The organism is Pseudoalteromonas sp. TAE79, from assembly GCF_000498015.1.
GTDB lineage: Bacteria > Pseudomonadota > Gammaproteobacteria > Enterobacterales > Alteromonadaceae > Pseudoalteromonas.
This window is the reverse complement of record NZ_AUTL01000288.1, coordinates 17,388-30,554: the sequence shown is the minus strand read 5'-3', so window position 1 is coordinate 30,554 and position 13,167 is coordinate 17,388. Positions and strand designations below refer to the sequence as shown.

Sequence of the window (13,167 nt, the reverse complement as noted above, 5' to 3'; positions counted from 1 at the left end):
GCCTTTATGCTTAATAAAACCTTATTTACCGCACAACAAGTAAGAGATAATGAAGCTTTAGCGGCTAAAAATAGTCATTGCGATTTATTTACCCTAATGCAGCGAGCAGGCGAGGCTGTATATAAGCAATGGCAGTTATTTGATGTACAGCATACATTAGTCATTGTTGGCCATGGTAACAACGCTGGAGACGGTTACGTTGTAGCTAGGCTTATTATGCAAGCAGGTAAAAAGGTAACAGTATGCGCTGCTGAACCTGATAAAGCATTAAACGGTGATGCTGCAAAAGCGCAGCAGCTATGGATAGAAGCGGGTGGGGTGGTTTCTCATTTTACAAAAGATGCTCTTAATGAGTGCGATATCGTTATTGATGCGCTCCTTGGTACTGGGCTTAATAGCGCCGTGCGCGATAATTTTGCGAATATAATTAACGCTGTAAATAACAGTGGTAAGCCCGTAATAAGCATTGATATTCCATCAGGCATTGAAGCAAATACAGGACAGCCTTTAGGTTGCGCAGTACAAGCTACTTCAACCGTTACTTTTGTAGGTATAAAGCAAGGGCTCACAACGACGGCAGGTAAACAACATAGCGGTAAGTTAGTTTTTGATGATTTAGCAATTGGTGATGCGTTTACTTGTATAGCTCAGTCATCAGGAACCTTGATAAATATTAATAGCTTTAAAGGAATAGCCACGCGGGCAATCAATAGTCACAAAGGCAGCCATGGCAAGCTTTTATGTGTTGGTGGTAATCAAGGTACTGCAGGTGCAATTAGGTTAAGTAGTGAAGCAGCTCTTAGAACGGGTGCTGGCATGGTAAGGGTGTATACACACGAAAGCTCAATAACACCTATTAGTATTGGCAGACCAGAGCTTATGGTAAGCAGTAATAACCTACATCAAGCGCTAGAGTGGGCAAGCTGTGTTGTTATTGGCCCAGGGCTTGGGCAAGACGAGTGGGCACAACAAACATTCGATGAAGTAATGCAATATTGCCAAAACAATAAAATGCCATTGGTTATAGATGCAGACGCCCTTAATTTACTCGCTAAGCAAGCCTCATCGTATATGTTAGAGCAATGCGTACTTACGCCACATCCAGGCGAAGCTTCGCGACTGCTAAGTGTTAGTACCAGCGACATAGAATCAGACCGCTTTAATTATGCCCGCCTTTGCGCCAAGCGCTATAACGCGACTTGTGTATTAAAAGGCGCTGGAACATTAATAGATAATGCCCAGCACACGTGGGTATGTGAAGATGGCAACCCAGCACTGGCAGTTGGCGGCAGTGGCGACGTACTCACTGGTATTATTGGGGCATTACTTGCTCAAGGTTTAACTATTGATGAAGCAGCACGTTATGGTGTAACACTGCACGCTAAAGCTGGTGATACCGCAAGTGAGCAAGATGGGCAAAGAGGAATGCTACCCAGTGATTTATTCGCAATTGTAAGAGAGTTAGTTAATAAAGTGACGTGAGTTTAAGCGTCACTTTACATAACTAATTATTAAGCTGCAGTAAATCCCATTTTGTACCATATAGGTCTTCAAAAACCACTACGGTGCCATAGGGTTCTACTCTAGGCTCTTCGTTAAATGTAACACCTTTAGAAAGCATTAAATTATAATCTCGCCAGAAATCATTAGTATGCAAAAATAAAAACACGCGACCACCCGTTTGATTACCAATAGCGCTAATTTGTTTGGGCGTTGTGGCTTTAGCAAGCAGTAGATTAGTCCTGCTCGAATTAGCTCTGTTTGAACAAGCCCCGTTTGAATTTGGAGGTGAAATTAATACCCAGCGTTTACCATCTCCTAAATCAGTATCCTCGACTAACTCAAAGTTGAGCTTTTGAGTATAAAACTCAATGGCATCGTCGTAGTCCTTAACAACTAATGCAATGCCGCTTATATGCTGTTGAACGTTAGTCATGTTTGGTTTACTCCGTACTATTAAATAAATGTACTTTTTATCATATTTAGTAAACGATCAAGTAGGGTATATGCTCGCAGTATGTAGCTTATTTATAGGTATAAATTAAACAGTAACAATCTGGTTTATAATAAAAAGCAAAACCCAGCCGAGGCTGGGTTTACTTTAAGTCGAGTTTTAGCGTTAAATGCATAAAATGTTTATCTGTGTAATTCGCCAGTACGTTCTGGTTGATAGGTTACTTCTTTTATTTTTACCTTTATTAAGCCGCCACTCGGTTTAGGCCACTCAATTTCATCGCCTTGGTTTAGCCCAAGTAATGCGCTACCAACGGGGGATAATATCGATATTTTATCGCCGCTAGAGTCACTGTTTTTTGGGTACACTAAGGTTAACGTAAATTCTTCTTTAGAAGACTCAACAATAAAGTTTACAGTTGAGTTCATTGTTACAACTGACGATGGCATATCTTTAGGTTCGACTATTGCCGCTCGTGCCAGTTCAGCTTCCAATTCTTCTTTATTAGCAAAGCTACCTGCAGGCAATGATTCCATTAAGTCATACAATCTATCTGCATCGAGTGATGAGATGATTAGTTCAGGTTTTTTATTCATCTTAATATCCTTAATAATTTTTAATAAATAAAATTAACTCTGAGTATGGCTTGGCATGCATTTAAGAAGCAAAGGGATACGCGAAGTCATTTTATTAATTAGCCACACCTGTGGCTTTTACTTTATTTGTGCCCAATAGCTAAAAACCCAGCCGAAGCTGGGTTTTTATTTGAGCTAGGTGTTTAGGGGATGATTACATCATGCCGCCCATACCACCCATTCCACCCATGCCGCCCATATCAGGTGCACCAGCAGATTCGTCTTTAGGGATTTCAGCTACCATTGCTTCAGTAGTGATCATTAGACCCGCAATAGACCCTGCAAACTGTAGCGCAGAGCGTGTTACTTTAGTAGGATCTAGGATACCCATTTCAATCATGTCGTTGTATTCGCCAGTTGCTGCGTTGTAACCGTAGTTACCATCGCCGCCTTTAACTGCGTTAATTACAACTGATGCTTCGTCGCCTGCGTTAGTTACGATTTGACGAAGTGGTGCTTCCATCGCACGAAGTGCAACTTTAATACCGTGGTTTTGATCTTCGTTGTCGCCAACTAAATCAACTAGCTTGCTAGCAGCACGTACAAGTGCAACACCGCCGCCAGGTACTACGCCTTCTTCAACCGCTGCACGAGTTGCATTTAATGCATCTTCAACGCGGTCTTTTTTCTCTTTCATTTCGATTTCAGTAGCAGCACCTACTTTGATTACTGCAACACCGCCAGCTAATTTAGCCATGCGCTCTTGAAGTTTTTCTTTATCGTAGTCAGATGTAGCTTCTTCAATTTGTGCTTTAATTTGAGAAACACGACCAGTAATACTCGCTTCTTCGCCAGCACCGTCAATGATAGTTGTATCATCTTTAGTGATAATTACGCGTTTAGCTGTACCTAGGTCTTCAACTGTTGCTTTTTCAAGCTCTAAGCCGATTTCTTCAGAAATAACAGTACCGCCAGTTAATACAGCGATATCTTGTAGCATTGCTTTACGACGATCGCCAAAGCCAGGTGCTTTAACAGCTGATACTTTAACAATACCGCGCATGTTATTAACTACTAATGTAGCTAGTGCTTCGCCTTCAAGGTCTTCTGCAATGATTAGTAGTGGTTTACTTGCTTTAGCAACCGCTTCTAATGTTGGTAATAATTCACGGATGTTAGATATTTTTTTATCTACAAGTAGAATAAATGGGTTATCTAGCTCAACAGTGCCTTTTTCTGGGCTGTTGATAAAGTAAGGAGATAAGTAACCACGGTCAAACTGCATGCCTTCAACAACATCTAGTTCGTTTTCAAGTGATTGACCTTCTTCTACAGTAATAACACCACTGTTGCGGCCTACTTTTTCCATTGCTTGAGCAATGATATTACCAATCTCTTGATCAGAGTTAGCAGAAATAGTACCTACTTGTGCAATTGCTTTAGTATCAGAACAAGGAACAGATAACGCTTTAAGCTCTGCAACAGCAGCAATAACTGCTTTGTCGATGCCGCGCTTAAGATCCATTGGATTCATGCCTGCTGCAACAGCTTTAAGGCCTTCATTAACAATAGACTGTGCAAGTACTGTAGCGGTAGTTGTACCATCGCCGGCTGCATCATTTGCTTTAGATGCAACTTCTTTAACCATTTGTGCGCCCATGTTTTCAAACTTGTCTTCAAGTTCGATTTCTTTTGCTACAGATACACCATCTTTAGTGATAACTGGAGAGCCAAATGATTTGTCTAGTACAACGTTACGGCCTTTAGGACCTAATGTAACTTTTACTGCGTTTGCCAGGATGTTTACGCCAGTTAGCATTTTAGCGCGTGCGTCACCTGCAAAAAGTACTTCTTTTGCTGCCATGTTTTAAATTCCTCTAAATTCTTAAATGTTTATAAACGAAAAGTAGGTTTAGCCTACAATGCCTAAAATATTATCTTCACGCATGATCAGGTACTCTTGACCTTCGATCTTTTCAACTTTTTCAACATATGAGCCAAATAACACAGTGTCACCGGCTTTAACTTCTAACGCTCTCACGTCACCGTTATCTAAAACGCGACCATTACCTACGGCTACAACTTCTCCGCGAGTTGATTTTTCAGCTGCAGAGCCAGTTAATACAATACCGCCAGCAGATTTTGTTTCTTCTTCTAGACGTTTAACGATTACGCGATCTTGTAAAGGACGAATGTTCATGTTTTTTAGTTCTCCTAACAGTTTCTGAACAGTACAGAAAAAAGCTTTTCTAATTTGCATTCATTAATGGGGGTAGAGTGTAAAATTCCAAGAGAAAAAATGATAAATTTTTAATCTTTTCGCTCATATTCGCCATCAATAGTCGTTGGTCGTTCCATTTGCCCTTGCTCTCGTTCAGCATGTTGCTGCCCAGCAAACGGCGATGGCCCTTGTTGCCTACCTGCGCTCATTCTAACAGTTGCTTGGCTAGCAAGACCTGCGGCCAGTTTGTTACGAATTGCAGGCGTTAATAATAGTAACCCAAACACGTCGGTCATAATGCCAGGGGTAAGTAATAATACCCCTGCAATTACAACGCATATTCCGGTAAATAATTCTTTGGCTGGCATTTGCCCTTGCGCCATTTGCGCTTGTACGTTTTGCAGCGCACCCATACCTTGTGTTTTAACCATTTTGGCACCTAAAATCGCGGTAATAACAACAAGTGCAATTGTTGCAAATCCGCCAATCACATCGCTTACTTGAATCAGCAAAGCGATTTCGATAATAGGGATGATGATAAACAACACAAATAAAAATCTAAACATAGCGCTCTCTAAATAATGACACTCAAAAGAGTTGATGAAATATAAATGAGGGTGACTAGGTCTCTTTTCAAGGTTAGGGCATAGGTATAGTCATTTTACTGATATTTAAGCGTCTACACATTGTATCGGCTATCAGATACTATGAAGCTAGACACTGTCCAATAAGAATAGGTTCATAATGACTACGCATTTTAAAATGATTTTTACGACTTGCAAAGACGAAGCAGAAGCACGCAGCCTAGCAAGGGCGTTGGTAGAAAAAAAGCTAGCAGCTTGTGTAAATATTTTACCTAACATGGGCTCTATTTATATGTGGGAGGGCGAAGTAGCAGAAGCAACTGAAGCCAAGCTACTTATAAAAACAAAAGCAGATAAAATGAACGATGTGTTTTTAACAATAAAAGAGCTACATAGCTACGAAGTGCCGGAGATTCAGGTTGTAGAAGTTTCAACCGGTAATTTGGCGTATTTTAATTGGATGGACGAGGTACTGAATTAATGCGTTTTTTCTTTTTATTGTTGGTTACATTATTAACTGTACCCGTAAAGGCTGCGACTAATAATGTGCTTGGTGATCTACTTGGGCCTCCGCAACAGACTTTTTTACCTGTAGACCAAGCGTTTGTTTTTGATTTTGACCAGCAAGGCAGTACCTTGTTTGTAGGTTGGGATATAGCGCCAGACTATTATTTATATAAAAAGAAAATAGAAATTATCGCCAAAGGTGCAAACATTCAAGTAGGCGATTCTGGCCGTGGCGAAATTATTGAAGATGAATTTTTTGGTAAAACAGAGGTTTTTTTTAATTCCGCGAGTGTTATTAGTAAGCTAAGTAATGTAACCGAAGGCGCTGTGGTTAAAGTTCGTTACCAAGGCTGTGCAAAAGCAGGGCTTTGCTATCCACCAGAAGTAATCAGCATCCCACTTAGTGTTATTAGTGGTGCACAGGTTAAAAATGTAGACCAAAATAACACTACAGATGAAGCAGCAACTGCGCAAAGCACATTTGCAGCACTCAACGAGCCAGCTACTGAACCTACAACAAATTCGGATGATACCGAAAAAGAACTTACTTTTACTGAACAGTTAGCAAGTCAGGGCTTAATAACTAATTTACTTATATTTTTTGTTGTTGGTGTAGGCCTTGCTTTTACGCCTTGCGTATTTCCAATGTTTCCTATTTTGTCGAGCTTAATTGCGGGTCAGCAAAACCTTTCAACTAAAAAAGCGTTTGCGTTGTCGTTTGTATATATACAAGGCATGGCAGTTACCTATGCAGCGCTTGGTTTAGTTGTTGCGGCGCTTGGTGGGCAAGTGCAGGGGTATTTACAGCATCCATTTGTATTAGTTAGCTTTAGTTTACTATTTGTATTATTGGCTATGTCGATGTTTGGTTGGTACGAAATAAAACTGCCAAGCAGTATGATGAGCAAGCTAACTCAAGTAAGTAACAATCAAAAAGGCGGCAACTACGTTGGCGTATTTTTAATGGGCGTACTGTCGGGGCTAATTGCATCACCGTGTACTACAGCGCCACTGTCGGCGGCGCTCTTATTTGTTGCGCAAAGTGGTGATTACTTAGTAGGTGGTTTAACACTATACGTGCTTAGTTTAGGTATGGGGTTACCACTTTTATTACTTGGTACATCTGGCGGTAAATTGCTGCCTAAAGCAGGTGGTTGGATGGAGCAAGTTAAAACCTTGTTTGGTTTTGTGATGCTCGTTGTGCCGCTTATATTACTTGAGCGACTAGTAAGCGCCGACATTATATTATTAATGGCAGGTGTGCTTGCATTAGCAACGGCACTTTACCTACATCACTGGCAAAGTAGCCAAACACAAAGCAAGTTAAAAACTGCATTATGGTTTGCTGCAACGCTATTAGTTATGACAGGGTTTACGTTAACTAAAAACTACTTTTGGCCAGTACAAGCTGTGCAAGTTAGCTCACAAAGTAATGAGTTTAAAAAGGTGGCGGATTTAGCTGAGCTAAAAGAAGCCGTAGCGCAAGCGAGTAATGAAGGTCGAATGGTTATGGTCGACTTATATGCTGACTGGTGTGTGGCGTGTAAAGAGTTTGAGCATTACACGTTTCCAGATGCCAAAGTGCAAAGTGAATTTAGCCATTATCAGCTAATTCAAGTTGATTTAACAAACAGTGACAATAAAACAATTGAGTTAATGGAAGAGTACACCGTGTTTGGTTTACCTAGTATTTTGTTTTTTAACACCCAAGGTAAAGAGCTAACTACACAACGTGTAACCGGCTTTTTAAACGCAGAAGATTTTGCTAAACACCTTGCTACAGTGCGCGCCAGCGCACAATAATAGTGCAATAGAGCCACTTGGATATACCAAGTGGCTTACGACTCCCTCCTAGTTATTCGTTCCCAAAACAGAGATTGGACCAGTATTTTGCTGCTATTTACATCGAAATCACTATAATAGTTGGTTAACGTGAGAATTTGTTGCTACATTACTTTTTTCTGCTTACTTAAAAGCGGAAAACTACTTAGCAACCGCTTAACTCATTACTTATAGGATATATCGCGTATTATGGCTACAAAATTTAACCTTTTAGTTATAAATGGTCCAAATTTGAACATGCTTGGCAAACGTGAACCGGATAAATACGGTTTTCAAACGCTAAGTGAAATTATGAGCGAACTAACCAGTGCCGCTGATAGTCTAGATGTTGAGTTAGCACATTTTCAAAGTAATAGTGAGCAAGCCCTCATTGAGCGAATACACAGTGCTTGGCAAGCGGTTGATTACATAATAATTAACCCTGCTGCATTTACGCATACAAGCGTTGCATTACGTGATGCATTGCTAAGTGTTGATATTCCGTTTTTTGAAGTGCACTTAAGTAATGTGCACGCACGTGAAGCCTTTCGTCATCATTCGTATTTTTCTGATGTGGCACAAGGCGTGATATGTGGATTAGGTGCAATGGGTTACCACGCAGCATTAAATGCCGCTGTGAGCCGGTTGAAAAACTCGATTTAATTTTAAATTAACACACAAACAAACAGGCGGGTCGTGTAATGGATATTCGCAAGATAAAGAAGCTTATCGAATTAGTAGAAGAATCAGGTATTGCTGAGCTAGAAATCACTGAAGGTGAAGAATCAGTACGTATTAACCGTAACAACATGAGCGCAGGCCCCGGTTACCCGCAATTTGCTCCACAGCAATATGCACCAGCGCCAGCAGCCCCTGCTCCAGTTGCAGCAGCTCCTGTAGCAGTTGAAGCATCAGCTCCAGCAGAACCTACTGGCCATCAAGTTAAATCACCAATGGTTGGATCTTTCTATGCAGCAGCGTCTCCTGAAGCTCCAGCGTATGTAGAAGTTGGTCAGCAAGTTAAAGTTGGCGATACACTTTGTATTATCGAAGCTATGAAAATGATGAACCAAATTGAATCAGATAAAGCCGGTACAGTAAGAGCTATCTTAGCTGAAAATGGCGAGCCAATAGAATTTGATCAACCTCTATTCATCATTGAATAATAGCGTAACCTAAAAGGCCAACTCTAATGTTAGATAAAGTAGTCATTGCAAACCGAGGTGAAATTGCACTTCGTATATTGCGCGCCTGCAAAGAGCTTGGGATCAAAACGGTTGCTGTGCATTCAACGGCAGATCGCGATCTTAAGCATGTATTGCTTGCAGATGAAACCATCTGTATTGGTAGACCATCAGCAACTGAAAGTTATTTAGATATTCCGCGCATTATTGCTGCGGCTGAAATAACTGACGCTGTAGCGATTCATCCTGGTTACGGTTTCCTTGCAGAAAATGCTGATTTTGCCGACCAAGTTGAGCAAAGTGGTTTTGTATTTATCGGTCCTCGTGGCGACACTATTCGCCTTATGGGTGATAAAGTGTCTGCTATCGCAGCAATGCGTAAAGCAGGTGTTCCATGTGTACCAGGCTCAGACGGTCCGGTATCAGATGATAAAGAACGTAACATGCAAATCGCTAAGCGTATCGGTTACCCGGTAATCATCAAAGCCGCTGGTGGCGGTGGTGGTCGTGGTATGCGTGTTGTTCGCAGCGAATCTGAACTTATTGATTCAATTGCATTAACACAGCAAGAAGCTAAGCAATTCTTTGGTAATAGCATGGTTTACATGGAAAAATTCCTTGAAAATCCACGCCATATCGAAGTCCAAGTATTAGCAGACGGCCAAGGTAATGCAGTGCATTTAGGTGAACGAGATTGTTCTATGCAACGTCGTCACCAAAAAGTAGTTGAAGAAGCACCAGCACCAGGAATTACTGCTGAAACGCGTAAATTCATTGGCGAGCGCTGTACACGTGCATGTATCGAAATTGGATACCGCGGTGCAGGTACGTTTGAGTTTTTATACGAAAACGGCGAGTTTTACTTCATCGAAATGAATACACGTATTCAGGTTGAACACCCTGTAACTGAAATGGTTACTGGTATCGATTTAGTGAAAGAGCAGTTAAAAATTGCAGCGGGTCAGCCGTTATCATTCACTCAAGACGACGTTGTTATTCGTGGTCATGCTATTGAGTGTCGTATTAATGCTGAAGATCCTGAAACGTTTATCCCGTCACCGGGTAAAATTACACGTTTCCATCCAGCAGGTGGTTTAGGTATTCGTTGGGACAGCCATATTTACGCTGACTACACGGTTCCACCACATTATGATTCAATGATTGGTAAGTTAATTACTTACGGTGAAAACCGTGACGTAGCTATTGCCCGCGCGCGCAATGCACTTAACGAGCTAGTAATTGACGGAATTAAAACTAATACTCCTTTGCATAAGAGAATTCTTGCAGATGAAAACTTCCAAAATGGTGGTACTAACATCCACTATCTTGAGAAGAAATTAGGATTGTAATTCTAGCCTGCAAAAGGCGTTTTATCTCAGTTAATAACCAGAGTTATTAATCTGATTTAAATAATTAAAAATCCGATATCAGGAGACTGATATCGGATTTTTTAATGCCTGTAATTTATACCAATTCGCTTAATTAAATGATCTATTTTGAGGGCGGAAAAACGTGTTGCTAGCTAGGCAAAAAAATTCGCTATTTAGTTGTTCTCGGCAATTGTTCCTGCATTGCTCTACCTTCTGCATCCATGCAGTCGTAAATGAGAATTTTTTAACGCAGGTAGCGACGCGTTTAGCCCCGCAAAATGATTAAGTATTATTGCGGATTGGTATTAAGCCTTATAGGCAATAAAAAAGTCCATAAAATATACTGCAAAGAGTAAATTCGATGGACTCAATATTTATACAATATGTTGAACCAACATTAAACTAATTTAGATTCAATTAACTGCAGTGCTTCTTCTAAAATTGTTTCTACTGCTTTTTTAGCGCGTTCAGGGTCGCGTGACTTTATGGTCTCTAAAATATCAGCGTGTTTAGCAACGTCTGCGCCCGGTACACCTTTAATGTGGTTTGTATAACGAATACTTACTCTAAGGGCAGTACTAATAAACTCAGTTAACTGCACAAAAAAGCGATTGTTACTGGCAACTAATATGCTGGTATGAAAAGCAATGTCAGCTTCCAGTGGATCGTCCAAGCCTTCGTCTGCTTCAGCCATGCGGGCTAAGGCGTTATCAATTTCAGCGAGTTGTTCAGCAGTTGCATTTAGCGCAGCAAGAGCGGCCGCTTGTGGTTCAAGGGCAACGCGTACTTGAGTAAACTCTTTTAATAATGACAGTGATGGCTTACTGCTTAAAATCCAACGTAGTACGTCGGTATCAAACATGTTCCAGCTGCTTTCAGGTAATACACGAATACCTTGCTTAGGACGAGAAGAAATTAATCCTTTAGCAGAGAGCATTTTTACCGCTTCGCGGGTAGCGCTGCGACTTACATCATATTTTATACATAAATCGGCTTCAGAAGGCAGGCCTTCGCTTACAGGGTAAACACCACGCACAATAGCAAAACCCAAATCGTGGGTTAATTGTTGTGTTAAATTTTGACGGGGTTGGCTTTTCATTGCGCAGGATTCCGAGTTGACATATTGCTTTATTATATATCATATATCATATTAATGTACTCAAGGATATGATATAAACTTTTAATTAGCTAAATATTTTAACACAGCAATAACAGCTTAGTTTGGCTCTTTATAGTGTAAGTTTATAAGGAGTTTAAATGAAATTGAAAATGCGCTGTATGGAGAGTTGAATTTGAACACCCTAGCTCAATATCATAGTCTTTCTGGTAAAGTTATTTTTATTACTGGTGGTGCATCAGGCATTGGCAGAGCAATGGTTAAGTCCTTTGTAAACCAAAATGCAAAAGTAGCATTTATAGATATTGATGATAAGGCAGCGCAATCGCTTATTCGTGATTTACCCAATGCAAAACTATGGTATAGGCAAGTTGATGTAACTGACTCTCATGCACTTCAGCAATCACTTGTGGATGCATGCGCCGCTTTTGGTGCCATTAATGTACTAGTTAATAATGTAGCGAACGACCGCCGTCAAGCGAGCGAAGATGTTACCGTGCAAGATTGGGATCAGTGCTTACAAATAAACTTAAACCCTGCATTTTTTGCCTCTCAAGTTGCTATGTCTTTTATGAAAGGCGATGGAGCTGGCAGTATCATTAACTTTAGCTCTATTAACGCGATTATGGGCCAGCNCGGCGAGTTTGGTATTCGCGTTAACGCTATTTTACCTGGATGGGTTGCTACCGACCGTCAACTAGCAAGTTGGTTTACCGAAGAAGAGCAAGTTAAGTGGATGGAAGCCATGGCGCTTAAAAAATTAGTAACCCCTGAAGATGTTGCTAATTTGGCACTCTTTTTAGCCGCCGATGAAAGCAGTATGATCACCGGGCAGAGTATTAAAATCGACGGTGGGAGGCTTTAAAGCTTGGCTAATTCATCTCTTTTTATTGCTGTTGACTGGGGCACGAGCCATTTACGTGCTTATTTGTGCGAAGTACATGCGCAATCAACACTTAAATTACTAGCACAGCGTGATGGCCCAGGAGTTGTTAAGGCGAATCAAAATTTTGAGCAAACCTTAATTGACACCATTGCGGTGTGGAAGCAAGAATATGGTAGTTTACCCGTTTATATTGCCGGGCAAATTACCTCAAGTATTGGCTGGCACGAAACGCCTTATTTAGAGTGCCCAATTAATCCCGAAGGGTTACTTAATGCTGCGGTTAGTTTTGATTGCAATGGGCATACTATTAAAGCGTTACCCGGCACAAAGTGTACGCTGCAAAATAGCTTATTTGATGTAATGCGCGGCGAAGAGCTGCAAATTTTAGGGTTTTTAAAACAAAATCCAGAGTATCAACAAGGTAAAATATTATTATGTTTGCCTGGCACACATACCAAATGGGTGCTTATAAATAATGGCGAAATCATTTGCTTTAAAACAGCCATGACCGGCGAGTTATATGATTTGTTATGTCATCAAAGTGTTTTAATTCCTAACGACTGCGCAGAAGGTGAGTTTGACTTTAAAGCATTTGAGCAAGGTTGTGAGCTAACTTTAGGTAGTGATAGCGGTAACTTGGCACATGGTATTTTTAGTGTGCGTACCCGCCAGCTTTCAAAGGAGCTAACACCAGTACAAGCAAAAGCCTATTTGTCGGGCGTATTAATAGGGAGCGATGTACGAGCAGCTCGCCATGCAAGCGAGTGGCAATTATTGAGTGATACACAAGTTGTGGTGATTGGTACAAAGCAACTTAATATGTGTTTTACCACAGCACTTAAGCAAATTGGTGTTAAGTGTGTTGAGTTTGATATTAAAACTGCCACGCTAAGTGGCTTTAATTATTTATTTAATTTAGAGTCAAAAAAATAAGCCCCTCTATAATAA

14 protein-coding genes are annotated in these 13,167 nt (G+C 40.7%); 8 read left to right on the top strand and 6 right to left on the bottom strand.

Annotated elements, in window-relative coordinates; all coding sequences use genetic code 11:
- Positions 1-6: 6 nt before the first annotated feature.
- Positions 7-1,482, top strand: coding sequence for a bifunctional ADP-dependent NAD(P)H-hydrate dehydratase/NAD(P)H-hydrate epimerase (locus L655_RS0123885; RefSeq protein WP_024606508.1), 1,476 nt, complete (start codon positions 7-9; stop codon positions 1,480-1,482).
- Positions 1,483-1,504: 22 nt separating this feature from the next.
- On the opposite strand, the gene L655_RS0123880 is transcribed toward L655_RS0123885, so the two are convergent.
- The 5 genes from L655_RS0123880 to L655_RS0123860 form a co-directional block, all read right to left on the bottom strand.
- Complete coding sequence (locus tag L655_RS0123880) at positions 1,505-1,936, bottom strand: VOC family protein (protein ID WP_024606507.1); 432 nt, start codon at positions 1,934-1,936, stop codon at positions 1,505-1,507.
- A gap of 200 nt (positions 1,937-2,136) precedes the next feature.
- On the bottom strand, positions 2,137-2,550 hold the full coding sequence (gene rnk, locus L655_RS0123875; RefSeq protein WP_024606506.1) for a nucleoside diphosphate kinase regulator: 414 nt from the start codon (positions 2,548-2,550) through the stop codon (positions 2,137-2,139).
- Positions 2,551-2,743: 193 nt separating this feature from the next.
- The gene (gene groL / locus L655_RS0123870) at positions 2,744-4,393 is read right to left on the bottom strand and encodes a chaperonin GroEL (protein ID WP_024606505.1); all 1,650 of its coding nucleotides are present in this window, start codon (positions 4,391-4,393) and stop codon (positions 2,744-2,746) included.
- 48 nt (positions 4,394-4,441) lie between these two features.
- A complete protein-coding gene (locus L655_RS0123865; protein ID WP_002958836.1) occupies positions 4,442-4,729 on the bottom strand; it encodes a co-chaperone GroES in 288 nt (95 codons plus the stop codon).
- A gap of 110 nt (positions 4,730-4,839) precedes the next feature.
- A complete protein-coding gene (locus tag L655_RS0123860) occupies positions 4,840-5,316 on the bottom strand; it encodes an FxsA family protein (RefSeq protein ID WP_002958838.1) in 477 nt (158 codons plus the stop codon).
- A 178-nt stretch (positions 5,317-5,494) separates the two neighbouring features.
- Here L655_RS0123860 and cutA point away from each other — a divergent pair, with 178 nt between their 5' ends.
- The 5 genes from cutA to accC all read left to right on the top strand — a co-directional run bounded on the left by cutA (position 5,495) and on the right by accC (position 10,195).
- Positions 5,495-5,815 carry a divalent cation tolerance protein CutA gene (cutA, locus tag L655_RS0123855; protein ID WP_002958839.1) on the top strand — a complete coding sequence of 107 codons (321 nt, stop codon included), beginning with the start codon at positions 5,495-5,497 and terminating at the stop codon, positions 5,813-5,815.
- The gene (locus L655_RS0123850) at positions 5,815-7,644 is read left to right on the top strand and encodes a protein-disulfide reductase DsbD (RefSeq protein WP_024606504.1); all 1,830 of its coding nucleotides are present in this window, start codon (positions 5,815-5,817) and stop codon (positions 7,642-7,644) included. The genes cutA and L655_RS0123850 overlap by 1 nt, the downstream gene beginning before the upstream one ends.
- A gap of 228 nt (positions 7,645-7,872) precedes the next feature.
- Positions 7,873-8,325 carry a type II 3-dehydroquinate dehydratase gene (aroQ, locus tag L655_RS0123845; protein ID WP_024606503.1) on the top strand — a complete coding sequence of 151 codons (453 nt, stop codon included), beginning with the start codon at positions 7,873-7,875 and terminating at the stop codon, positions 8,323-8,325.
- A 38-nt stretch (positions 8,326-8,363) separates the two neighbouring features.
- Positions 8,364-8,828 (top strand): acetyl-CoA carboxylase biotin carboxyl carrier protein, encoded by a 465-nt coding sequence (gene accB / locus L655_RS0123840; protein ID WP_024606502.1) that lies wholly within the window; start codon positions 8,364-8,366, stop codon positions 8,826-8,828.
- A gap of 26 nt (positions 8,829-8,854) precedes the next feature.
- Entirely contained in the window at positions 8,855-10,195 is a 1,341-nt protein-coding gene (accC, locus tag L655_RS0123835) for an acetyl-CoA carboxylase biotin carboxylase subunit (RefSeq protein WP_007580045.1), read from the top strand.
- A gap of 418 nt (positions 10,196-10,613) precedes the next feature.
- Here the strand turns inward: accC and L655_RS0123830 are convergent, their stop codons facing one another.
- Complete coding sequence (locus L655_RS0123830) at positions 10,614-11,315, bottom strand: FadR/GntR family transcriptional regulator (protein ID WP_007580047.1); 702 nt, start codon at positions 11,313-11,315, stop codon at positions 10,614-10,616.
- Positions 11,316-11,508: 193 nt separating this feature from the next.
- On the opposite strand from L655_RS0123830, the gene L655_RS0123825 reads away from it, so the two are divergent.
- Both L655_RS0123825 and L655_RS0123820 read left to right on the top strand, forming a co-directional pair.
- Positions 11,509-12,198 (top strand): SDR family NAD(P)-dependent oxidoreductase, encoded by a 690-nt coding sequence (locus L655_RS0123825; protein WP_024606501.1) that lies wholly within the window; start codon positions 11,509-11,511, stop codon positions 12,196-12,198.
- A 3-nt stretch (positions 12,199-12,201) separates the two neighbouring features.
- A complete protein-coding gene (locus L655_RS0123820; protein ID WP_024606500.1) occupies positions 12,202-13,152 on the top strand; it encodes a 2-dehydro-3-deoxygalactonokinase in 951 nt (316 codons plus the stop codon).
- Positions 13,153-13,167: the final 15 nt, after the last annotated feature.